Below are 24,061 nucleotides of genomic sequence, written 5' to 3'. Positions count from 1 at the left end.
CTATTTACTTAAGTGCATCAAGATATTTTTCAGCATCGAGTGCTGCCATGCAACCCGTACCAGCTGAAGTAACTGCTTGTTTATACACATGATCCATCACGTCACCTGCGGCATAAACGCCTTCGACGGATGTCTGTGTGGCATTGCCAGTAAGACCAGATTTGACGGTGATATAACCATTTTCCATTTGAAGTTGATTATTGAAGATCTGTGTGTTTGGCGTGTGACCAATCGCGATAAACACGCCATCAACGGCAAGCTCTTTGGTGCTATTTGATTTGACATCTTTGATTCGTACACCAGTGACACCGGCGTCATTACCTAATACTTCATCAAGGGTGTGAAACCACTCAAAGCGAATGTTGCCGTCTTTTGATTTTTTCATAATTTGGTCAATAAGAATTTTTTCCGCTCTTAACTCATCACGGCGATGCACCAGTGTCACGGTTTTAGCAATATTCGATAAATAAAGCGCTTCTTCAACAGCCGTGTTACCTCCGCCAATAACCGCGACATCTTTGCCACGATAGAAAAAGCCATCACATGTTGCACACGCAGAAACTCCTTTACCCATAAAGGCTTCTTCAGAAGGAAGCCCCAAGTATTTTGCACTGGCGCCGGTGGCAATAACCAATGCATCACAGGTGTATTGATCATTGTCCCCTATCAGTGTGAAAGGGCGATTGTTAAGATCTACTTGATTGATGTGATCATAAATCATCTGGGTATTGAAGCGCTCAGCTTGAGCTTGCAGCTTTTGCATAAGCTCAGGACCTTGAATACCATTTGCTTCACCTGGCCAGTTATCAACGTCAGTTGTTGTCGTGAGTTGTCCACCTGGTTGCATGCCAGTAATAATCACAGGATTTAAATTAGCGCGCGCGGCATAAATGGCTGCCGTATAGCCAGCTGGTCCCGATCCTAGAATAATAAGTTTATGATGATTTTGTGCCATCTTTTTCACTCCGTAATGTCAAATAATCAAACGACAATATGGTAAACGGAAAGCGCGCTAGAAGCTATTGCCGATTTGGAATTAGTTGAGGTTGGGAAAGCGATATAATAATGCAAAAATAAGTTAAGCTTCCATTACTCCCCTCACCCGTGCAGCTTAAGATGCACGAGCGATCCCGCAAGGGGAGAAGTATTAGCTGACGCAATTTATTCTTGATTCATTACAATGGTATTTCTACGGTAGCTATATTAGAATGCGTAAGCAGTTAAAGTATAAAATCAATAGGATGGCAAAGATGAACGAGATTCAAGCAGCCTTGGAGGCGTTAGAGCCAAAAGGTGATTTTTATGCACAAAGAACGGTTAATGCTAGCTATTTGCAAATTAATGTCAATAAGCTAGGGCGTTTAACATACCCGCTGACAACAGAGGTCATTGGGTCACTGATTGCGCTAGCAGAACCTGCTAAATATGGATTGAAGGAACAAACAATTCTAGATGAATCCGTCCGTAAAGTATGGGAAATAAAGCCGACCAAATTTAATATTCTCAAAACGGGGTGGCGTAAAGGGTTTGAGCCCTTGCTTTATGGGATAAAGCGTGATTTGGGTCTACCGGATGAAACGTCCTTAAGTGTTGATTTGCATAATATGTTGGTGTATGAAACAGGTTGCTTTTTTAAGCCACATCAAGATAGCGAAAAAGTTGACAATATGGTGGCAACAATGGTTGTTGTGTTGCCAACAAAACATAGTGGTGGTGAACTCATTGTCGAGCATAATGGTCGCAGCTATACTTTTGATTCAGCCAAAGAAAGTGAGCTTATTCAAGTCTTTTCTTTTTATGCGGATTGCCGCCATGAAGTAAAACCATTAAAGAGTGGCTATCGAGTTGTATTAACATTCAATTTGATTCTAGAGAATTATAAAGGTCAAATAAATAGTTTAACTGAACGCGACTTTGATAAGCGTGTTGATAAAGCAATTGTGCATTATTTCTCAACAAGGGATTGGTTGCCAAGTTGGCGACAAAATGAAGATAAACCGTTGAAATTTGTCTATTTATTGGATCATGAATATACCGAAAGTGGATTGAGCTGGCAGCATTTGAAAAATAACGATCGAATGCGCGTAGAAGCCCTATTAAAAGCGGCTGATAAACATCAATTAGATGCTTATTTAACTTTGGTTGATTCTCACGAAACTTGGGATTGCTATGATGATAATGAGGATTACTATAGTCGCAAGAGACGACGCTATTATTATGACGATAAAGAAGAGTCTCAAGAAGCAAACTATGTTTTAAATGATATTATTGATAGTGAGACAACGATTGAGTATTGGCTTGATCGACAGGGGAATCATAGGAGTTTTAACGCATGCTATGTTGAGAGTTGCTATGTTCATGCCACAGTTAGCGGTGAGGATTTCACGCCCTATGACAGTGAATATGAGGGCTTTATGGGGAATTATGGCAATACGATGGATCGATGGTACAAGCGTGCAGCTATTGTGATGTGGCAAAAAACAGACGCCAGCGCTATATTATTCCAGATTGATCCTTTGAGTTATATCAACTCACTTTATCAGCCAATGCGTGATGGAACTGCTATAGATAAGGTTAAAACTGATTTATATGTCCAGCTTGATGAGCTTGAAAATGTATGGAATGCATATGTTAAAAAGGTTGAAACGCCTGAGCAATATCGTGAAATGTTTCAATTTGTCAGTTATATAGAGGATGAAACCCGAGCAAAAAAGATTCTAGAAAACTTTGATATCAAACTCATTGCCGTAGATTATAGAGCGCATTGGCATGATTTGTCAGATAAATATGGTGCACAGTGGTTAATTGAGGTGTTTTCAAAGCTCATTGAAAAAGAGCGTTGGTGGGATGGTTTCAATGACTTTCCACAGTTAATAAAAGCCTTTCACAATAGCTCACTTGATAAAGAGGTATTACGCTTTTTATTTAATGTGCATTTACAGCAGAAGGTTGAGCGTCTGCAAGCCCAACTTGAAAGAAAACGCGAGCGTGTTGATGTCAAGTCGATTAAGATAAGGCATGACTTGGTGTCAGAGCTTATAGCTATTGCATTGCATCTAGAAGATCGCGCGCTCCATGACAAAGTGATTGATGTAGTGCTAAGTCGAAAGCTTTATTTAGATCCTTTAATACTTGTGGATGTGCTTGAAAGGTATTTCTCCCTTCCCAAAGAGCTGCGTGTGGATTATGACATTGATCGCATTGTTAGTTTTGTGCGGTTGGCACTTCAGGAAGAGAAGAATATGGGTGTTAGAGACGAAGATGACTGGTGTATTGCTTTTGAAAACTCATGTAAATGTGAACTATGTGACGAATTGGGTGCATTTTTACATGATAGAGCTGCGCAGTCAAAAATCTGGCCGATTGCGGAATCAAAAAGGCAGCATGTATCCAGTATGGTTCATGATTCAGCTGTTCCGGTAAAGCTCGAAACTTTAAGACAAGGCAGTCCACACAAACTTGTCTTGACCAAAGATGATGCACTTTATGCAACATCACTTAAGCGATACCAGAAAATCAGCGGTGCTTTAGCACAATTATGTTTTGATTTTAATATTAATGAGGGCGCTGTCTAATGCATCAAGGCAGGTTGCAAATTTTTGCTAAAAGAATGGACAAGCTAAATAAACATTTCAAAGCGCTTGATGATTACAAAACATTGATTGGTCAAATGTTGGAATACCAAAATATTTATAACCCACAAATATTCGAAGATCTTGCGGTGCGGGATAGGGCGGTATTGGATGCCTATTTAAAGCGATTTAGCTCAGCGCAAGATTTTTTAGGTGCTAAAATTTGGCCGATGATGTTTGCCATTGTGGGGATTCCAGCTAAAGCGATGACTGAAGTGTTATATCATGCGGTAAAAGAAGGTGTTTTAGATTCCTTGGAAAACTGGATAGAAATTCGCGAAATTAGGAATGAGTTAGCACACGATTATCCTGATGAGCTAGAAGATGCATTGCGTGGTTTACAGTTTTGTATTGATCATTATGATGCTTTGAAAACGTATTATGATAACACATTAGCTTTTTGTGCGCAGCATAGGGTGCTAAAGCAATGAGGCTGTCTGAACGCATCAAAGGAACTCTGCAAAAAGCGATTGTTCAAAGCTTTGGCGAGGTGCCAGTTTATCTGTTTGGTAGTCGTGTTGATGATACTTTGATTGGTGGTGATATTGATTTGGCAGTTGATGTTGAAATGGATAAATCCCAATTTTGGCAATGTAAAGTAAAATTTAAAACAGCGCTTTTGCAAATGGGCTTTGACCAAATTGAAGTAGATGTTGTGCCTTTTAATACAAAGGATGAATTATTAGCACGTGAAATTAAGGAAAATGGCGTGAGGCTATTTTAGATCTTATGGATAAAATGAGTTAATAGTTAAGAATTTAAAATTAAGCATTGAATATTAAAAATTTTACAGGTTGAGGGAAAATATGAAAAGACTTCCAATTGGTATTTCAAGCTTTGATAAAATCATTACTGAAGGCTATGTTTATGTCGATAAAACCAAGCATATTGATAAGCTAGTGAACCAAGGTGCTGGGCGTTACTTTCTATCGCGTCCACGACGTTTTGGTAAGTCATTATTAATTGATACAATCAAGCATGCCTTTGAAGGTAATAAAGCACTGTTTAAAGGACTGCACCTTGAGGATCATTGGGATTGGCAAACGACTTACCCTGTGTTGCACTTTAGTTTTGGTGAGGGAAATGTCTCAAGTCCAGAGGCCTTAGATGAAAAGATTAGCACCTTTCTAGATGTCTACTATGAGCGCTATAGTATTGAGCAACCTTATAGTGAAATCAGTAGTAAATTTTCTTATCTCATTAACACGCTTGGCACTAAGTATCAGCAGGTGGTTATTCTAATCGATGAATATGATAAACCAATCTTAGACAATATTGATAATAGTGACCTTGCGATAGCGATGCGCCAGCGTTTGAAAAATTTTTATAGTGTTATTAAAGCGCAAGATGAATATATTAAGTTAGTGATGTTAACCGGTGTCTCAAAGTTTAGTAAAGTGAGTTTGTTTAGTGATTTAAATAACCTCAAAGATATTACTTTAGGTGTTAATTATGCTGATATATGTGGTTATACACAGTTAGAGCTTGAAGTGTCTTTTAAAGCACACTTAGATCAAGGTAATGTTGACAGAAAGCTGTTAAGAAATTGGTATAACGGTTATAACTTTGCGGGGGGGGAGCAGCAAAAAGTTTATAATCCCTTTGATATTTTACTGTTTATTGATGAAGAATACCATTACCAAAACTATTGGTTTGAAACGGCAACGCCAACGTTTTTGATCAAGATGATAGAGAAGAATCGCTATTTTATCCCTGATTTTGAAAGTGTTGTGGTCAACGAGCATTTGTTGAAAACCTTTGATGTTGATAATATGCCGATTGAAACACTTTTATTTCAGACAGGCTACTTAACGATTAAAGAAATGTTTCTCCGTGGGCGTGTTATTGCTTATCGGTTAGGTTACCCAAATTATGAAGTTAAATATAGTCTTAATAATAGTCTGGCAACCATAGCGACAAATGACAGTAAGAAAAATCAAGTGATAGATCATATGATTAGCGCTTTTGAAAAAAATGATTTCGAGCGCTTAGGTGAAATTATATGTAGTCACTTTGCAAGCATTCCGCATGATTGGTATCGTAATAATCATATTGATCAATATGAGGGATTTTACGCCAGTATTGTTTATAGCTTTTTGGCAGCGCTGGGATATGATCTGATTGCTGAAGATGTCACGAATCATGGAAAAATTGATTTAACGCTTGTAATGCCCGATAAAGTAATGATTATTGAGTTTAAATTGCAAAAATATGGAGATGCCAAAGATGCTGTTGCGCAGATAAAATCACGTCAATATGCACAAAAGTATGAATCTTATAATAAACCAATCTATTTAATTGGGATGAGTTTTGATAACAAGCAGCGCAATATGGCGAATTTAGCGGTGGAGAGATTTTAGACTAATTATGAATTATGAATTATGAATTATGAATTAGGAGGTCGGTGTGAGGCTTACAGAATATGAGATTAAAGCAATCAAAAGTTCATTTTTAGAGGTTTTTGGTACGGGTAGTGTTTACCTATTTGGCAGTAGAGTCGACGATAATAAAAGAGGCGGTGACATTGATTTATATATTGTGCCTAATGAAGCGTTGTCGCGAGATCAATTGCTTGAGAAGAAAATAAATTTTTTGGTTAGCGTGAAAAGCTTGATAGGTGAACAGAAAATAGATGTTATCATTGCTACGGATGAAAGTAGACTGATTGAGCAAGAAGCATTAACTAAAGGTGTTAAGCTATGAGTGGTAATAGTGTGTTGAATACATTTCAAGAAAAAATATATGAATGCAATAAGCACATTGAAAAAATTGAGACTGCTAAGAAATATTTGGCTGAGCATATGCCGCTTAATGTTGAGGCATACCAAGCATTAGATGATGTCAGTTTGAGTTTTATTGATGGATTGATATATCGATTCTTGAAGCTTCAGGATACGATGGGAGGCAAAATCTTTCCAGCTGTCTTATTGCTGGCAGAGGAAGATGTAAAGAGAAAAACGTTTATAGATATTCTAAACCGGCTTGAAGAGCTTGAGGTGCTTGATAAAAATCAATGGCTTAATCTAAGAGAAGCCAGAAATGAAATAGAGCATGAATATTCATTTAACGTAGCTGAAGTGGTTGACAGCATTAATCTTATCTATCACAAAAGTGATGAACTTGCGGAAATTTATGGAAGAGTGTGTGAGTTTTGTAGAGTGAGACTTAATATAGAATTGAGAATGTAGAGAAATTAAAAATTGAAAATTAAGCATTGAGAATTATCAGAGTATCTTATAAGATTAGCAGCGGTTTTTGAGTGAGTAACTTATGAGTTTCAAAGTAAAAATTGGACATGAGATAAAGTGGATAGAAAAATTTCGGTTGTTGGTTATTTGAATCATCTTCTGGTAGTAATGAGTGCTAGATGAAAAAATTTAAATATTACTTTTTTGGCATAATGGATGCAAAAGACAAAAGAGCCTTCTGGCGATATGTCATGGTGTTTTTTTTAGGTAGCATTTTTGCTGTTTTAGGCATCGGTGCAGTCATTCCTTTTATTAATGTATTAATTCAACCTGAGAAAGTGATGTCTTACCAAGTGTTTAATGGGTGGAGTTATAATCATATAATTATTGTTTTAACAGTGATGTTGATTATCGCATTTGCCGTTAAGAACTTACTAGTATTATGGTTGCTTAATTATCAATCATTTTTTAAAGATTGTCAGAGGGCTCGTTTTATACCTGAATTAGAAGATGCAAGATCTAACTATTGGTTAAATGCTATTTTTTTGAGTAATCCTAATGAGCGTGATACTTTCTTAAAAATGACCAATGATGCAGATGTTATGACACGACCTGTTTGGGCATTAATGAATGATTTACCAATGTTGAGTGTTGACTTAAGGGATTTGGAATGCTGAAGCAAGAAAAGATTATTTTGGACAAATCATTTAGACTTACAATAAGATATAGTTAGGTTATGAAAGTTTCTGATTTAGTTAAGCAAAAAGAAAATAGAAAGCTTGAGTTTAAGGTAGAACTTCCTGCTGCAGAAAAATTTGCAAAAACAGCATGTGCCTTTTCAAATTCGCAAGGTGGCTATTTAATTATTGGTGTTGACGATAATAACACAGTGGTTGGCATCGATGCAGATAAGGTTGTGGAACATGAGGAATATTTGACTAGTGTTATCTATGATCACTGCTATCCGCTGATTATTCCAGAGATTTATACTTATACTATGCAGGATAAAGTGCTTTTGATTTGTCAATTTTATTCATCTTCACAGAAGCCGCATTATATCAGGAGTAAAGGCAAGCTAAATGGCACATATGTCAGGCTTGGGTCTAGTAATAGATTGGCAACTGAAGAAACATTAATCTCGCTTGAGAGGGAAAAACGTAACTTTCATTTTGACAGTTTAGTGAATTATGATCTTGAAGTAACGGAAGCTCAAACATATCGACTATTCAAAAGTCTGACACATCGTTTAAATGAGCAAGGTTCTGTTTCCTTGTATGAAAAGCTAAAATTGATTTGCAGTGAAAGAGGGAGGTATTTTCTCACTAATCTTGGAATTTTGTTTTCTGATAAAAAACAGACCTTTTTCCCTTATGCAAAAATTGAATGTGCACGTTTTAAGGGTATCAAGACAGAAATCTTTATTGATCAGGCAACTTATGATAATGATCTTATTGAAGCGATTGAAGGCGCAATGGAGTTTATTAAACGTAATATTCGACTTGGAGCTACGATTGGTGAGATTTATCGTGAGAATAGGTGGGAATATCCATTATTAGCATTACGGGAAGTGCTTGTTAATGCTGTGCTGCATCGAGATTATTCGATATTAGGCAGTGACATTAAAATTGCTATTTTTGATGACATGTTAGAGATCACAAGTCCTGGCATTCTAGTGATTGATAAGGAAAAGCTTGGGTTTGGGTATAGTGAGTTAAGAAATCCGCATTTAGGTGCGTTACTTAAGCGCTTAGAGATAATTGAGCAGTGGGGTACAGGGTTTAATAAGATTCATTCTATTATGCAGGACTATCCAGAACTTGCTATTGAGATTGATGATGCATCTAGCTTTGTGCAGGTAAAGTTTATTAAAATCAAATTGGTTCAAGAAACCGCCCAAGAAACCGCCCAAGAAACCGCCCAAGAAACCGCCCAAGAAACCGCCCAAGAAACCGCCCAAGAAACCGCTCAAGAAAATACAAAAGAAATGGTTTTAGAGCTTTTAAGGCAAAATCCAAAATACACTAAATTAGATTTGATGAGGGTTTTGGCTAAGGCAGATGGGACGATTAAGGAGCATATTGCAAACCTTAAAAAAGAGGGTAGACTTAAAAGAGTGGGAGGCACTAAGTCTGGACATTGGCAAGTGTTGGATGAGTGAAAATGATAAATATTGAATTAAAGATTAAGAATTAAGTTGAATGTCTTGCTTTAACCTTATAGGGTTAGCGACGGTCTTCAAGTGAAGAACTTATAAATTTCAAAGTAAAAATTGGACGTTAGAAAAAGTGGATAGAAAAATTTCGGTTGTTGGTTTAGGTTATGTCGGCTTGCCTGTGGCGGTTGCTTTTGGGCAAAAGCATCAAGTGGTTGCATTTGATATTAATGAAAAGAGAATAGAGTGGTATAAAGCATCTTTATCAAAAAGTGAAGCGCAATGAAAGGCATTATTTTAGCAGGTGGTAGCGGGACAAGGCTTTACCCTTTAACTCTAGGCGTAAGTAAACAATTACTGCCAGTATATGATAAACCTTTGCTGTATTACCCCTTATCGGTATTGATGCTAGCGGGTTTGCGAGAAATTCTAATTATCTCTACTGCGCGAGATATTCCCCTGATTAAGGATCTTTTAGGTGATGGTTCACAGTTTGGTATTGAGCTAAGTTATAAAATTCAGCCATCCCCAGATGGGTTGGCGCAAGCCTTTATTTTAGCAGAAGATTTTTTAGCGGGTGACTCGGCTTGCTTGATTCTGGGAGATAACATTTATTATGGTCAAGGATTGCCAGATTTTCTAAACACAGCGAAAATACAATGTGACTCAGATAATGGTGGGGCTTGTGTGTTTGGTTATTATGTTAACGATCCAGAGCGTTATGGCATTGTTGAGTTTGATGAAAATAATCAAGTGGTTTCACTAGAGGAGAAACCCCAAAGGCCTAAATCAAAATACGCCGTAACAGGGCTGTATTTTTATGATAAGCATGTGGTTGAGTATGCAAAACAAGTCAAACGTTCTTGGCGTGGTGAGCTTGAAATCACGGATTTAAATAAAATTTACTTGGAAAAGAAAAAATTGAATGTACAATTGCTTGGTCGTGGATTTGCTTGGCTTGATGCGGGAACACATGACTCACTATTAGATGCTTCGCAGTATATTGCTGCAATTGAAAAGCGTCAAGGGCTAAAAATAGGTTGTCTAGAAGAGATCGCGTGGCGTAAAAAATTTATTGTAACTGAGCAAATGCTAGCGCAAGCGGAATTGCTTAATAAGACCGAATATGGTCAGTATTTAAAAGGGTTAGTGAATTAATGTATAAGGCTAAAAATATTTTAGTTACAGGTGCCGCGGGATTTATCGGTAGCAATTTTGTGCGGATGCTGTTGTTAATGAATGAGCAATATAAGGTAATATCCTACGATAAATTAACCTATGCGGGTGATTTAAAGAACCTTGAGGACTTGTTAAATGCCCAAAATCACACTTTCGTTCAAGGTGATATTTGTGATGAGGGACAGGTAGCAAAAGTATTAAGAGAGCATAATATTGATACGGTCATACATTTTGCTGCAGAGTCGCATGTCGATAATTCAATTGCAGGCCCCAAGGTCTTTTTTGAAACGAATGTAATGGGCACCTTTAACCTTCTAGAGCAGGCAAAAAGATTTTGGCTTGATGAAAAAGCTCTGGATGAAACACAGTGTCGTTTCCATCATGTGTCAACAGATGAAGTCTATGGTACGCTAAAAAAAGAAGCACCTGCATTTACTGAAGGCAAAGCATATGAACCTAATTCACCTTATTCGGCATCAAAAGCAGGTTCTGACCATATTGTGCGTTGTTACTATCACACTTATAAATTACCAGTAACGGTATCAAATTGTTCTAATAACTACGGACCTTATCAGCATCCTGAGAAGTTAATTCCAGTGGTTATTAAAAGTTGTATTGAGCAAAGCGCTATTCCAGTTTATGGTGATGGTAGTAATATTCGTGATTGGCTCTATGTTGAGGATCATTGTGATGCGATTGCCTGTATACTTGAAAAAGGCAAAATAGGTGAAGTTTATAATATTGGTGGCAGAAATGAGGTTGATAATTTAACTTTGGTTAAAACGATTTGTCAACTGATGGATAAGTACCGCCCAGATAATGCACCACATCAAAAGTTAATTAAATTTGTTGAAGATCGCAAAGGGCATGACTGGCGTTATGCAATTGATAATAGTAAGATTCAAAATGAGTTAGGATGGAAGCCTTCTCAGGATTTTGAGAAGTTGTTTAAACAGACGATTGAGTTTTATTTGGTGGATTAATATATGCAGGTAGAGTGGATTGAACTATATAATAAGTCTGACAACCGTGGTAGCTTAGTAGTTGCTGAAGCAAAGAAGAATATTCCTTTTGAGATTAAACGAGTTTATTGTTTATATGGTATGAACTCTGAACCTAGAGGGTTTCATGCGCATAAAAATTTACAGCAAGTCATGGTGTGCTTGGCAGGTGTGTGTGAAGTTGTTCTAGATAACGGTATAAATAAAAAAACTGTGCAGCTTAATAATACATCAAAAGCACTTTTGATCGATAAAATGATATGGCATGAAATGCATCAATTTAGTACAGATTGTGTGTTGATGGTCTTGGCCTCAGATTGGTACGATGAGAGTGATTATATTAGAAATTACTCTCATTTTCTTGCTGAGGAAAAATAGATGAATATACACCCATTGTCTGATGTTCAATCTTTGAATATAGGTAAAGATACGCGAATATGGCAGTTTGTGGTTGTTATGAAGCAAGCTCTGATTGGTGAAAATTGTAATATATGCTCACATTGTCTGATTGAGAATAGGGTAAGTATTGGAAATAACGTTACTATTAAGTCTGGTGTTCAAGTTTGGGATGGGGTTACGCTAGAAGATGATGTTTTTATCGGTCCAAATGTAACTTTTACAAATGATAAAAAACCTATATCAAAACAATTTTTGGCTGAATATCCAGAGACAGTCATTAAGAAAGGAGCCTCCTTAGGAGCAAACTCAACCATTTTGCCAGGTGTAATAGTGGGTGAGTATGCAATGATTGGTGCAGGTTCAGTTGTAACAAAAAGTATTCCAGCGAGAGAAGTGTGGGTAGGCAATCCTGCCAAGTTTTTAAGGAAAATAGATGATTAAGTTTTTAGATTTAAAAGCAACCTATAATGAACTTAAAGAAGACTTAGATGAAGCATATCATCGCGTGATGGATTCGGGTTGGTATTTACTAGGCAATGAGCTTGAGTCTTTTGAAGCTGAGTTTGCAAACTACTGCACAACCAAATATTCTGTTGGTCTTGGAAATGGTTTGGAAGCCTTAGAGCTTTTATTAAGAGCCTATGATATTGGTGCAGATGATGAGGTGATAGTCCCTTCAAATACCTATATAGCAACTTGGCTTGCGGTAAGCTATGTGGGTGCTAAGGTTGTACCTGTCGAGCCAGATATTAGAACTTATAATATTGACCCAAGATTAATTGAAGAAAAAATCACTTCAAAAACAAAAGCAATTATTCCAGTGCACCTATATGGTCAGCCATGTGACATGGACGCAATTATGGAGATAGCAAATAAATATGGCTTAATTGTAATTGAAGATGCAGCACAAGCACATGGTGCATTATATAAAGGAAAAAAAGCAGGCTCATTAGGGCATGCTGCTGGGTTTAGTTTTTATCCAGGGAAGAATTTAGGTGCTTTTGGTGACGCAGGAGCGATTACAACAAATGATAAAGTGATAGCTGAAAAGGTTAAGGTTTTGCGAAATTATGGCTCGCAAAAGAAATACTACAATGAGGTTAAAGGTGTCAACTCTCGTTTAGATGAGTTACAAGCGGCTTTCTTGAAAGTGAAGCTTGCGAAAATAGACGAGTGGCATGATAGAAGAAAAGTTCTTGCAAAGCTATATATTGATGGATTAGCAAGTGTTGATAGTATCAGATTGCCTTATGTTCCGGATTATGCTGACCCAGTTTGGCATTTATTTGTTATCGCAACAAATAAGCGGCATGAGTTACAAGAGAAATTAGATTCTTTTGGTGTGCAAACCATGATACACTACCCCAAGCCGCCGCATTTTCAAGAAGCATATCAGGATATGAATGATATGAGTTTTGCTCTATCAGAAAAAATTCATAATGAGGTGTTGAGTTTGCCGATTGGGCCGCATCTGTCACAAGAGGAAGCAAAAAAAATTATTGGTGCTATAAGTTAAAAAATGAACTTTTGGAAAACTTCTTTTTGGGCACTTATTGCAACAGCGGCTAAGTTATTGTCACAATTTATTGTTGCAAAAATTATTGCAGTATTTGCAAGCGTTGCAACGTTTGGAATATTTGGTCAATTTTTATCTTTCGTAAATATAGTTCAGCTGGGTTCTGGTGGGGTTGTGAATGGAGGAGTTACTAAATATGTCTCCGAATATCATAAAAACCAACTTCAGTTGATTAAACTTATTGAAACAGCAATTAAATTTGCTATTTATGCGTCTTTAATCACTGGGCTTTTAATCGTTATCTTTTGCATGCCTTTGTCATACTATATTTTTCAAACTTATAAATACTGGTGGGTGATTGGTGCTTTTGGTTTAACCTTGTTTGGGTATACATTAAACCAAATGTTTCTCTCCATTTTTAATGGCTTAAATAAAATGTCAATTTATGCTGCAATAACGATATTTAGCGCATTGTTATCCGTTATATTTATAGGAATATTGACTTATTTTTATCATGCGGAAGGTGCTTTGTTAGGGTTCGTGCTGTCTCAGCTATGTATGTTTTTTGTGGGGTGTCTTTACCTGAATAAGCTGCCTGTGAAAATTCATTTTTTTAAGTCTAAATTGGATAAAATAGAGTTAAAAAAACTAATAGCGTTTTCGTTGATGGCTATTACTTCAGCTATTGCCTTACCTTTAGCGCAAATGTTTTTACGTGGCTACGTCGCTTATTTCTCTAGTTGGGATGAGGTTGGTTACTGGCAAGCAATTTTAAGGGTTTCAGATGCCTATTTGTTAATTATAACAATGATGATCAGTACATATGCATTGCCAAAGTATGCAAGAATATCTGATAACCTTGAGCTTAAGCGAGAAGTCTTTTCGGTGTTGATAAAACTAGTGCCTATAGCGATCATTTTTGCATTAGTCATCTATGTTCTAAGAGAGCATGTTATTTTAATTCTCTTTTCACAAGATTTTTTAGCTATGGAAAATTTATTTTTATTCCAATTGATCGGTGATGTGTTAAAGGTGGCAAGCTGGGTTATTGCTAGTGTTCTTCTAGCTAAGGCTCAAATTAAGGTTTATATAAAGCTAGAAATACTATTTACGATAATTTATATCGTATTATCAGTTATAGCATTTAACCTTTATGGAGCTGTTGGGTTGACAATGGCGTTTGCGATTAATTATACAGTTTATTTTATAGTTGTGTTATTTTGGTTTTTAAGGTTTGTTAAAAAATGAAAATATTATTGTTTGGGGATTATAGTAATTACCATGTGTTTCTAGCTGATGGGCTAAAAAAGAAAGGTTATCATGTAGATGTTTTTTCTGAAGGTGATGGTGTTAAATGTACTAAGTTTGATATTGAACGGAAAAAACATGTGAGTTATTTTGACCTAAGGGATTATAGACAATGCGTTAAGTTAATTCGTGAGTATGATATAGTCCAGTTCATTAATGCGAGAGCTTTTCGCAGGAATCTACTATTATGGGCGTGGGCTTTTTTTCATAAAAAGTTATTGGCTAAAAAATCATTTATGTGTTTAGTCGGTTGTGATTATTTTTTTTGGACAAAGGGAAGACAAGTTCTGGGTATGCCGTTATTTGAGGAGGTTGAAAACTCAGCTAATGTACAGTACATGAAGTCTCAAGTTTCAATGTTTTCAAAAATAACAAACAAGCTCATGTTGAAATGTGTTAAAGGTGTAACTGGATGGGCTGAGTATGTGGAAGCTTATAGAGAGGTTGTCACTCCCCATCTTATGGTTTTTCAACCTCTTAGGCTGAGCGACTATAATTTTAAACAAAGAAATTTTGTTAATGGTAAGTTGGTTTTATTTCATGGCATACAGAAAGGAAGAGAAGATTTTAAAGGAAGTAACTATATAATAGATGCTTTTACAGAACTTAACAAAAGATATCCGGATGATCTGGAATGTATTTGTGTCGAGAGTTTACCTTATAATCAATATGTTGAACTTATGAATCGCGCCCACGTGTTATTTGATCAAACAAATTGTCATTCTTTTGGAATGAATGCATTGGCCGGGTTAGCAAATGGTTTGATCGTGTGCTGCGGCTCTCAAAGTGATAAGTTTTGGCTAAAGTGGTGTTCTGAACTTGGTTTGGATAAGAAGCCTCCTATTTTGTCATTAAAGCCAAATGTCGACAATATAATATCTCAGGTTGAGTGGATGCTAGATAACAGAGAAAAATTAGGCCAAATATCATTGGATGGACGAAGGTATGTTGAATTGAACCATGATTCATCAAGAGTCGCAGAAAAATTTTTGCATTTCTGGCAATCGGTACACAATTAAGGTGAAAGGATTCCTTAAAGAATGCTAATTTATCTATTTTTATATTTTTTCATTTTCTTGTTATGTGTGATGAAGATTCAGATTGACTTGAAATGCTGCATAATCGTCTGTGCCTTAACATTACTCGCGGCGTTTAGGTGGGAAATAGGTACAGATTACTTAACTTATTCTAGTATTTATCAAGATGAAATACCCACCATTCAAGAATGGTTAAATGGTTGTATCTTGCCGAATATTCAAGAGTATGGGTTTTCTGTTATAGAAATGGTGGCTAAGACAATTGGTCTAACATCGCAAAGTTTTTTAATGATATTAGCGATTATCGATGGTTTTTTACTACTTAAATTTATTAAAAGAATTAACTTTAGGTCAGACTATGCCTTGCTCATGTTTTACTGTACATTTTATTTCCCCTTGTTTTTTAATGTAGTAAGGGTTGGTTTGGCAATTCTCATTGTTTTAGCGTATGGAGTAAGTCAGATTGAAAAAGGTCGCTTTTCCCGGTATTTTCTTATCGTTTTAATTGCTACGACAATTCACTACTCCGCCATTATATTTGTACTGTTACCTTTATTTTCTAGGAAGTATATACAAATAAATTTAAGGCTTATAGGTTTTTTAATTCTAATAATGGCGTTGCAATATTTAGTTGAATTAGATCGTACAATTATATTAAGCATAGCTAACTGGCTAGGGAGAGACAGATATATGGAGTATGTTTTTGTAGGAGAAAATTACAATATATATGGGATTGCTATTTTCTGTTCCTCTGTTTTGATTTTTTTACTTATGTTATCTTATGTTTGTCGAAGAGTGTCTATAAGTAATGATAGATTGCTGATATTTTTGGTTAACGGAAGTATAATTGGTTTAGTGCTTCAACTGTTGTTAATTAGATATGGAGCAACCCTTGTAACAAGGGTAACAATGCCTTTAAATGTTTTAGTTCCTTTTGCGGTTGTTATGATGCTAAATCAGGCGAAAAATATACTAAGCACAAAAGATTGTAGAGTTTTGTATGCGCTTGTTATTTCTGTCTCAACTATGGTTTTATTAGTAACGTTATGGCACAATAGCGGCGGTGTTGTACCATATAAAAGCTTTTTAACTTTTATTCAATGATTAAGGTGGATTCATTTTGAATTTTCAACTTGCGATATTAATTCCTGTTTATAATAACCTTATTGGATTGATTGATACTATAAAATCTTTTCAGGAGGAGGATTTACAGGGTTTTATATTTTATATTTTAGATGATGGAAGCAGAGAAATTATTACTCCAGAGTTGGTGCAGAGTCATTTGGATGATAGAGTTAACCTTAAAATTATTAGAAATAAAGTTAATGTAGGCATTGAAAAAAGTCTTAGAAGAGGTGTCGAGGAAATAGCAAGAGACGAGATTCCCTTTTTTGCCCGAATTGACGCGGGCGACTATGCCTTAAAAGATCGATTAAAGAAGCAATTAAATATATTGAAGAGTTCTGAGAGTATTGCGTTAGTAACATCATTTGTAGAGCTTGCTAGCGAACAAGATAAGGATAAGGTTAAACTATACCTTCCAAATTTGAAACGGTTATCTTATACAAATGTTATTGTGCACTCATCTGTTATGTTGAGAACAAAGTCAGTAATATTGGTTGGTAACTATAATCAATTGGCAAAAAGAGTGGAAGATTATGATTTATGGTTGAGATTACATAAAGCAGGCTGGGAAATGACTTGTATTGATGAGCCGCTAACAAAATATGTATACTCAGAAAAAGGAATTACAGCATTAAACTCAAGACAAATGAGAAAACAGCGACTAAAATCGCAGTGCCAACATTTTTCTTTATTTGACGTATGGTCATATTTTGGCGTCTTTAGATCAGTGCTTTCATTGGTCTTAAAAAAATAGAGACCTCATGATTAAGGGCAAGTATATGAATCCAGTTGTTAAAAACATTATTATAGGTAAATCAAGTAATTTATCAGAGCAACTAGCAAGAAAATTAGACAGCTGTAGTTTGCATTCGGCAAGAGATGCAATGGAGAATGGTTTTAATGTTGCGATAAATGGCAAAAGCAATATTATATTTAATAATTTTCAACCGGCAACGTTGCTTACGCAATTTGATGATCCTGACTCTTATATCAATAACGCTATTGGGGCAACTGCCAAAATTTTGAATGCATTAAAGGAGAATAGAAAGCATATCAATCGTGTACTATATACAAGTAGTAGTTCAATTTATGGTTCCATAGTACCGTGCTTGGAGGATGGTAAGGTTGAGCCAAAATCTCTACATGCAGCTTTGAAACTCTCTAATGAGCTTTTAATAAAGGGTGTATGTCAGGCTTATAATATTGATTTTACACTTATACGATTATTTAATATGTATGGTGGAAATGATAACTTTTCAGTTGTATCTAAAATAATAAAAGCTGTTAAAGATTCTCGTGAGTTTGATATGGTGAATAAAGGCCAAGGGTATCGAGATTTTATTCATGTAGAGGATGTTGTGGAGGTTTACCTAAAATTGCTAACGGTTAATGATGCTCCTGAGCTTGTTAATGTAGGGACAGGAGTGGGAGTAAAAGTTTGCGACTTAATAGAGGTTGCAAAGGAATGCAAGCCTAGTTTTGATGTTCGTGAAGTATGTAAGTCAGTTGAAATTATTGACTCTGTTGCAGATATAGGGCGGTTAAAAAATATAATGGAAGATTATAAATTTAGATCGGTAATTGACTTTGTAAGAGAAAAATGTAAATGAAAAAAATATTAATAATTGCCACAGTGCCTTCTTGTTTTTCAACTTTGATTAAAGGGCAAGCAAAATATTTGTCTAACTATTTTGAGGTTAAATTAGTAACTTCTCCTAATGAAATGAATGCTGAAATACGAGAATTTGAAGGTGTTGATTTATATGAGGTTGAAATGGCTCGTAAAATCACTCCCTTTAAAGACCTTAAGAGTTTATTTAATATTCTTAGTATTATAAGGAAGGAGAAACCTGATATTGTCTACTCATTTACTCCAAAAGCGGGGTTGCTTGGTATGATAGCATCATTTATTGCAAGAGTGCCTATTAGAGCTCATTTTGTTGTTGGTCTCCCATTAATAGAGGCAAAAGGAGTGAGGCGCATTATATTGAAATGGACAGAGAAAACTACCTATATGTTTGCTAATTACATATATTCAAATAGCTTTAATTTAAAGACATATATTAAGAAGTTAACCAAAAAGAAAGTAAATATCATCGGGAACGGTTCAATTAATGGCGTTAATACAAAACACTTTTATGATGATGTGTCAGATTATGACAAGCGCAAATTGAAGTCTAGCTTAGGATTAGATTCAGATGACTTCATCATAACCTTTGTTGGAAGAATAGTCAGAGATAAAGGTGTCAATGAGCTAGTCTCGGCTTTTTCAAGCATAAGCACTAACTATCCAAGACTAAAATTACTGTTGGTTGGAGACTATGACAGTGGTTTGAACCCCGTAGATAGTAGAGTGCAACATGAGATAGAGGTGAATAAAAATATTGTTATGGTTAACTTTCAAGAAGATGTAAAACCATTTTTAGCAATATCAAGCCTTTTTGTTCTTCCTTCTTATAGGGAGGGACTCCCAAATGCGTTATTAGAGGCAGGGAGTTTCTCTATTCCGTTAGTGGCTACTAATATTAATGGGTGTAATGAGGTGATAATCCCATATGAGAATGGTATTTTGGTTGATTTAAAAGATGAAGCTTCATTGAAGGATGGCATTTTGGAGTTTTATAATAATAATAAACTTTATAAAGATGTAAAATCTAAATGTAGAGAATCAATATGTAATAGGTATGATCAAGAAAAGTTTTTAGAAATGTTAAGAGATGAATTTAAAAATCTTATAAATGCCACTTTAAATGTGTAGGAATGGAGTGAAGGGAGAACTATATTTGATACCTTGAATTTTGAATGCGAATTTAGGGTTGATCTATTAATTAAAACATGAAATGGTAATGCGTGTTACTGTAATACAGGTTGCGATTAATGAGCGTAATCGTGAAGCATTAGTTGTTGAAGTTAAACGAGCAAAAAATTAAATTGTTTTAAATCGGCTTAAAGCTAAAGCAAAGAATTTGGTTCAGTCGCAATCGCAAGGTTATACTATCCATTATGAAGGATTTTCTTTAGATGATATGTTGGATCAGTGCTAAGTGATAAAAGGTGATTTTATGAAAAAACTCCCGATTGGTATCTCAAGTTTTGAGAAAATAATCATTGAAGGCTATGTTCATGTCGATAAAATCAAGCATGTTGATAAGTTAGTGAACAAGGGTGCGGGGCGTTATTTTCTATCACGACCTAGACGTTTTGGTAAATCACTATTGGTCGATACAATTAAGCATGCCTTTGCAGGCAATAGGGAATTATTTAAAGGGCTTTATTTAGAGGAAAACTGGGACTGGCAAATGACTTATCCTGTGTTGCATTTTAGTTTTGGTAAGGGCAATATCTCTAGTCCGCAGTCATTAGATGAGAAGATTAGCATATTTTTAGATGCGTATTATGAGCGCTATAATATTGAGCAACCTTATAGTGAAATCAGTAGCAAATTTTCTTATCTCATTAACAAACTTGGCACTAGGTATCAGCAGGTGGTTATTCTAATCGATGAGTATGATAAACCAATCTTATATAATAGTGATCTTGCTATAGCAATGCGCCAACGTTTAAAAAATTTTTATAGTGTCATAAAAGCGCAAGATGAATATATTAAGTTTGTGATGCTAACTGGCGTTTCAAAATTTAGCAAAGTCAGTTTGTTTAGTGATTTAAATAATTTAGATGATATAACGTTAGGTGCTAAATATGCTGATATTTGTGGCTATAATCAAGTGGAAATAGTAGAAACTTTTAACGACCATTTGCAGCAAGGTAAAGTAGATTATGACTCATTAAAGCATTGGGATAATGGTTATAATTTTGCAGGAAGTGAAAAGCAAAAAGTCTATAACCCCTTTGATATCTTATTATTTATCAGTAAAGATTTTTATTATCGTAATCATTGGTTTAACAACAAGGGTATTTTATGCGCTTAAGTAAAGAAAATGTGTTGAAAATAAAAGCTTGTGTTCATTCAATTTTTGGTGGGGACATGCGAGTATTCTTATTTGGTAGTCGGGTTGATGACGCAAAGCGAGGGGGAGATATTGATTTATATCTTTTGCCCAAAAAGCACGAGGAAATTGAAGGTGCTTATAGCAGGAAAGTTGATCTGCTGGTTGCGTTAGAGAAAGTGCTGGGTGAGCAAAAAATTGATATAGTGATTGCAAAAGCGGGTGATGATAAACGCCTGATAGATGATATAGCCTTAAGAGATGGAGTTGAGCTATGAATCCATTGCAAGATAAAATGGTTAAAATTTTATACGAATGTGACCAGCACAAAAAGAGAATAAATTACGCTTATAATAACATGAAACACAAATTACCTTTTGATGTGGTTAATTATGAGAAATTTCGTGATGAAGAAATTGAGCATATTGATCAGTTCTTATTTCGCTTTGCTAAGTTGCAAGATGTGATGGGTGAGAAGCTTTTTCCAACGGTGCTTATGCTGTTGGCGGAGGATGTTAAGCGTCAGTCATTTATCGATATCCTTAATAAATTAGAGGCGCTAGGGTTGTTATACACTGATCATTGGCTTCGGTTAAGAAAAATTAGAAACAGTGTTGCGCATGAATATGGATTTAATGTGGTTGATATGGTTGATAGTCTCAATGCGATTTACGAATCATGTGTAGATTTGATTGATATTTATGATCGAATCAATTTGTTCTGCCGAGAGAAGTTTGATTTTTTAAACTAAACATCAAGAAAGATTAGCGCTTTTAATATATAATGCAGCGTCATAGTCATTGAGCTAAATGGCAAAAGGTGATTGTTATAATTTATTGGCGAGATTTAGAAGTAAAATATCGAATTTGAGTTTAGAGTTATTTAAGTTATGTATTACTTTAATTGAGGCGCATTATCAGAAAGACAATGTAAAAGGGGTAATTATATTATGAAAGTATTAATAACTGGTGCAACGGGCTTTGTTGGTAACGAGTTTGTTAAGAGTCCAATTTTTGATACAGAAATAGATGTATAGTGAAGAAGATTTAAAGATGAAGTTGTTTTTAGATAAATTTTTAGCATGTGTTATTCTTGTTGTGAGTTTACCAATTCTGTTAGTGACTAGTGTTTTAATTGGAGTTAAGCTTGGTCGTCCTGTTTTGTTCAAACAAGAACGTCCAGGAAAGAATGGCAAAATATTTACTATCTATAAATTTCGTACGATGAATGATAAGGTGGATGTTCATGGTGAGTTACTGCCAGATGAACAAAGGCTAACTAAGTTTGGGAAATTTCTAAGGAGTACTAGTTTAGATGAGCTTCCTCAATTATATAATGTGTTAAAAGGCGATATGAGTTTTGTTGGTCCTCGTGCATTGTTGGTTGAGTATTTACCTTTGTATAATTCTCGACAAGCAAGAAGACATTTGGTGAAACCAGGAATTACAGGTTGGGCTCAGGTGAATGGGCGTAATGCTATAACTTGGGAGGAGAAGTTTGAGCTAGATGTTTGGTATGTAGAGAATAGAACTTTTTTATTGGATTTAAAAATATTATGGATGACTTTTTTAAAAGTGATAAAGCGTAGTGATATATCCAGTGGCAAGCATGTAACGATGGAGAAGTTTACAGGGAGCGCAAGAAGCGATGAGTAAAGGTGAAAATATCGTAGTTATCGGTGCAGGCGGGCATGCCAAGGTTGTAGTGGATGCAATATTAGCTCAAGGTAAATACACTATTCAGGCTGTTATTCAGGATGACCCAATTCCTGAAAACGGGAAAACAATTCTAGGGTATGAGGTTATTCACTCCTCTCATTTGAGTGGGAAAAAAATAGATTGTTTTATCGTTGCTATAGGCTGTGACAATACGAGAAAAGAGCAGTTTTTAAAGTATAAAAAGCAAGGCTATCATGCCGCAACAATTATCCACCCTCAAAGTATAATCGCTCGCAATGTTATAGTAAGTGAAGGAAGTGTTATTTTAGCGGGTGTTATTATCAATCCAGATAGTAATATAGGAGCTAATGTAATCATTAATACAGGGGTTATTATCGAACATGATGTCAGTATCTTGAGTCACTCACAGTTATCTCCCGGAGCGGTGGTGTGTGGAGGATGTTGCGTAGATGAAAAAGTCTATATTGGTGCTAACTCAGTGATTCGCCAATGTATCCATATAGTGAATGACTCAATAATAGGCTGTGGAGCGAGTGTAGTTTGCAATATTACAGAGTCAGGTACTTATGTTGGAGTTCCTGCTAAAAGAAAGGAATAGAATATTGTGAATGTTAGCTGTATACTTCCATTCGCAAACCTTATAGTAAACGTGTTGTGTATAACAGCAAGAGATCTAAAAATTTTGAAATTTAACTTTTACATTAGTAGAGGATTTTTGAATGACGTTAGGCGCATGGCCGCACTTTGCTGAAGATGAAATTTTGGCAGTTGAAAAAGTTTTAAGAAGTGGCAAAGTAAATTATTGGACTGGCAACGAGTGCAAGCTGTTTGAGGAAGAGTTCGCTAAATTTATTGATTGTGATTATGCCATTTCATTATCAAATGGAACGGTAAGTCTGGAGTTAGCACTTCGTGCTTGTGATGTGGGTTATGGTGATGAAGTTATTACGACACCAAGAACATTTATTGCCTCGGCAAGTGCCATTGTTGCTGTAGGTGCGATTCCTGTTCTGGCAGATGTTGATTCTCATACTGGTAATATAACAGCTGCTACGATTGCAGAAAAATGTACTGATAAAACAAAAGCGATTATTCCAGTTCATCTTGCAGGTTATCCATGTGAAATGGATGAAATTATGAAGTTGGCATTAGCAAAAGGAATTTATGTTATAGAGGATTGTGCTCAAGCTCATGGTGCTGAGTATAAGGGGAAAAAGATAGGTTCATGGGGGCACTTTGGCTCATTTTCATTTTGTCAGGATAAAATTATGACAACCGGTGGCGAAGGAGGTATGTTAGTTTGTAATGATGAAAGTCTTTTTAAACGAGCGTGGAGCTATAAAGATCATGGTAAAAGTTATGATGCAGTCTTTCATAATAAACATGAGGCTGGTTTTAGGTGGTTACATGGATCATTTGGCTCCAATTTCAGGATGACTGAAATGCAGGCTGCAATTGGTAGAATGCAGTTGAAAAAACTACCAAATTGGCTTGCTAGAAGAAATGAGATTGCACAAGCATATACAAATGCCTTTTCTAACTTTGAAGCGGTTGAAACTCCAAATTATTCAAATGATATAATTCACGCGTTTTATAAATATTATTTGTTAGTTAATGAGGGCAGACTAAAAGAGGGTTGGAGTCGTGATAACTTGATAGTAGAGATTACCTCAAGAGGGGTAAGCTGCTTTAGTGGCAGTTGTTCAGAGATATATAAAGAAAAAGCTTTTATGGGCAGTGAGTATAGCCTGCATAACCCACTAGCTAATGCTAAACGTATAGGGGAGAGGAGCTTGATGTTGTTGTGCCATCCAACATTATCAGATGATGATATTGAAAATAGTATAAATATAATTACAAAAGTTCTAGAGCAAGCAAGTATGTAGTTCACTTTTAGA

At 35.7% G+C, this 24,061-nt stretch carries 27 protein-coding genes; 26 read left to right on the top strand and 1 reads right to left on the bottom strand.

The window, feature by feature from the left end; translation table 11 throughout:
• Positions 1-4: 4 nt before the first annotated feature.
• Complete coding sequence (gene trxB / locus ACTS4L_RS05740; protein WP_440616757.1) at positions 5-955, bottom strand: thioredoxin-disulfide reductase; 951 nt, start codon at positions 953-955, stop codon at positions 5-7.
• Between the two features lie 286 nt (positions 956-1,241).
• Here trxB and ACTS4L_RS05735 point away from each other — a divergent pair, with 286 nt between their 5' ends.
• The 26 genes from ACTS4L_RS05735 to ACTS4L_RS05610 all read left to right on the top strand — a co-directional run bounded on the left by ACTS4L_RS05735 (position 1,242) and on the right by ACTS4L_RS05610 (position 24,049).
• Positions 1,242-3,575 (top strand): 2OG-Fe(II) oxygenase, encoded by a 2,334-nt coding sequence (locus ACTS4L_RS05735; protein ID WP_440651800.1) that lies wholly within the window; start codon positions 1,242-1,244, stop codon positions 3,573-3,575.
• A gap of 35 nt (positions 3,576-3,610) precedes the next feature.
• On the top strand, positions 3,611-4,063 hold the full coding sequence (locus ACTS4L_RS05730; protein ID WP_440651798.1) for a hypothetical protein: 453 nt from the start codon (positions 3,611-3,613) through the stop codon (positions 4,061-4,063).
• Complete coding sequence (locus ACTS4L_RS05725; RefSeq protein ID WP_440616752.1) at positions 4,060-4,356, top strand: nucleotidyltransferase domain-containing protein; 297 nt, start codon at positions 4,060-4,062, stop codon at positions 4,354-4,356. Before ACTS4L_RS05730 ends, ACTS4L_RS05725 begins: the two co-directional genes overlap by 4 nt.
• An 82-nt stretch (positions 4,357-4,438) precedes the next feature.
• Positions 4,439-5,992, top strand: a complete 1,554-nt coding sequence (locus ACTS4L_RS05720) for an ATP-binding protein (RefSeq protein WP_440616751.1) — start codon at positions 4,439-4,441, stop codon at positions 5,990-5,992.
• 46 nt (positions 5,993-6,038) lie between these two features.
• Entirely contained in the window at positions 6,039-6,335 is a 297-nt protein-coding gene (locus tag ACTS4L_RS05715; protein ID WP_440616750.1) for a nucleotidyltransferase domain-containing protein, read from the top strand.
• A complete protein-coding gene (locus tag ACTS4L_RS05710) occupies positions 6,332-6,820 on the top strand; it encodes a hypothetical protein (RefSeq protein ID WP_440616749.1) in 489 nt (162 codons plus the stop codon). Before ACTS4L_RS05715 ends, ACTS4L_RS05710 begins: the two co-directional genes overlap by 4 nt.
• Before the next feature lie 179 nt (positions 6,821-6,999).
• Entirely contained in the window at positions 7,000-7,497 is a 498-nt protein-coding gene (locus ACTS4L_RS05705; RefSeq protein WP_440616748.1) for a hypothetical protein, read from the top strand.
• A 59-nt stretch (positions 7,498-7,556) separates the two neighbouring features.
• The gene (locus tag ACTS4L_RS05700) at positions 7,557-8,978 is read left to right on the top strand and encodes an RNA-binding domain-containing protein (protein WP_440651796.1); all 1,422 of its coding nucleotides are present in this window, start codon (positions 7,557-7,559) and stop codon (positions 8,976-8,978) included.
• A gap of 127 nt (positions 8,979-9,105) precedes the next feature.
• Positions 9,106-9,258, top strand: a complete 153-nt coding sequence (locus ACTS4L_RS05695) for a hypothetical protein (protein WP_440616744.1) — start codon at positions 9,106-9,108, stop codon at positions 9,256-9,258.
• Positions 9,255-10,130 carry a glucose-1-phosphate thymidylyltransferase RfbA gene (rfbA, locus tag ACTS4L_RS05690; protein WP_440616742.1) on the top strand — a complete coding sequence of 292 codons (876 nt, stop codon included), beginning with the start codon at positions 9,255-9,257 and terminating at the stop codon, positions 10,128-10,130. The genes ACTS4L_RS05695 and rfbA overlap by 4 nt, the downstream gene beginning before the upstream one ends.
• Entirely contained in the window at positions 10,130-11,134 is a 1,005-nt protein-coding gene (gene rfbB / locus ACTS4L_RS05685; RefSeq protein ID WP_440616741.1) for a dTDP-glucose 4,6-dehydratase, read from the top strand. Before rfbA ends, rfbB begins: the two co-directional genes overlap by 1 nt.
• A 3-nt stretch (positions 11,135-11,137) precedes the next feature.
• Positions 11,138-11,530, top strand: coding sequence for a sugar 3,4-ketoisomerase (locus ACTS4L_RS05680; RefSeq protein WP_440616740.1), 393 nt, complete (start codon positions 11,138-11,140; stop codon positions 11,528-11,530).
• Positions 11,531-11,992 carry an acyltransferase gene (locus ACTS4L_RS05675; RefSeq protein WP_440616738.1) on the top strand — a complete coding sequence of 154 codons (462 nt, stop codon included), beginning with the start codon at positions 11,531-11,533 and terminating at the stop codon, positions 11,990-11,992. It abuts the gene before it with no gap.
• Entirely contained in the window at positions 11,985-13,067 is a 1,083-nt protein-coding gene (locus ACTS4L_RS05670) for a DegT/DnrJ/EryC1/StrS family aminotransferase (RefSeq protein ID WP_440616737.1), read from the top strand. Before ACTS4L_RS05675 ends, ACTS4L_RS05670 begins: the two co-directional genes overlap by 8 nt.
• 3 nt (positions 13,068-13,070) lie before the next feature.
• Entirely contained in the window at positions 13,071-14,315 is a 1,245-nt protein-coding gene (locus ACTS4L_RS05665; RefSeq protein ID WP_440616736.1) for an O-antigen translocase, read from the top strand.
• Positions 14,312-15,394, top strand: a complete 1,083-nt coding sequence (locus tag ACTS4L_RS05660) for a hypothetical protein (RefSeq protein WP_440616734.1) — start codon at positions 14,312-14,314, stop codon at positions 15,392-15,394. The genes ACTS4L_RS05665 and ACTS4L_RS05660 overlap by 4 nt, the downstream gene beginning before the upstream one ends.
• Before the next feature lie 21 nt (positions 15,395-15,415).
• Complete coding sequence (locus tag ACTS4L_RS05655; RefSeq protein ID WP_440616733.1) at positions 15,416-16,516, top strand: EpsG family protein; 1,101 nt, start codon at positions 15,416-15,418, stop codon at positions 16,514-16,516.
• A gap of 16 nt (positions 16,517-16,532) precedes the next feature.
• A complete protein-coding gene (locus ACTS4L_RS05650) occupies positions 16,533-17,291 on the top strand; it encodes a glycosyltransferase (protein WP_440616731.1) in 759 nt (252 codons plus the stop codon).
• A 25-nt stretch (positions 17,292-17,316) separates the two neighbouring features.
• Positions 17,317-18,147: an NAD-dependent epimerase/dehydratase family protein gene (locus tag ACTS4L_RS05645; protein ID WP_440616728.1), complete on the top strand. Its 831-nt coding sequence runs from the start codon at positions 17,317-17,319 to the stop codon at positions 18,145-18,147.
• Positions 18,144-19,295, top strand: coding sequence for a glycosyltransferase family 4 protein (locus ACTS4L_RS05640; protein WP_440616726.1), 1,152 nt, complete (start codon positions 18,144-18,146; stop codon positions 19,293-19,295). The genes ACTS4L_RS05645 and ACTS4L_RS05640 overlap by 4 nt, the downstream gene beginning before the upstream one ends.
• Before the next feature lie 304 nt (positions 19,296-19,599).
• Positions 19,600-20,466, top strand: a complete 867-nt coding sequence (locus ACTS4L_RS05635; protein ID WP_440616724.1) for an ATP-binding protein — start codon at positions 19,600-19,602, stop codon at positions 20,464-20,466.
• A gap of 11 nt (positions 20,467-20,477) precedes the next feature.
• Positions 20,478-20,762, top strand: a complete 285-nt coding sequence (locus ACTS4L_RS05630; protein ID WP_440651794.1) for a nucleotidyltransferase domain-containing protein — start codon at positions 20,478-20,480, stop codon at positions 20,760-20,762.
• An 80-nt stretch (positions 20,763-20,842) separates the two neighbouring features.
• The gene (locus ACTS4L_RS05625; protein ID WP_440651792.1) at positions 20,843-21,235 is read left to right on the top strand and encodes a hypothetical protein; all 393 of its coding nucleotides are present in this window, start codon (positions 20,843-20,845) and stop codon (positions 21,233-21,235) included.
• A gap of 277 nt (positions 21,236-21,512) precedes the next feature.
• Positions 21,513-22,139, top strand: coding sequence for a sugar transferase (locus tag ACTS4L_RS05620; protein WP_440616721.1), 627 nt, complete (start codon positions 21,513-21,515; stop codon positions 22,137-22,139).
• Positions 22,132-22,761: a NeuD/PglB/VioB family sugar acetyltransferase gene (locus ACTS4L_RS05615; RefSeq protein ID WP_440616719.1), complete on the top strand. Its 630-nt coding sequence runs from the start codon at positions 22,132-22,134 to the stop codon at positions 22,759-22,761. The genes ACTS4L_RS05620 and ACTS4L_RS05615 overlap by 8 nt, the downstream gene beginning before the upstream one ends.
• A 121-nt stretch (positions 22,762-22,882) precedes the next feature.
• A complete protein-coding gene (locus ACTS4L_RS05610) occupies positions 22,883-24,049 on the top strand; it encodes a DegT/DnrJ/EryC1/StrS family aminotransferase (RefSeq protein ID WP_440616717.1) in 1,167 nt (388 codons plus the stop codon).
• Positions 24,050-24,061 lie beyond the last annotated feature (12 nt).

This window comes from Cysteiniphilum sp. 19S12-1, assembly GCF_052030685.1.
Lineage (GTDB): Bacteria > Pseudomonadota > Gammaproteobacteria > Francisellales > Francisellaceae > Caedibacter.
This window is presented reverse-complemented; position numbering and strand designations above follow the sequence as displayed.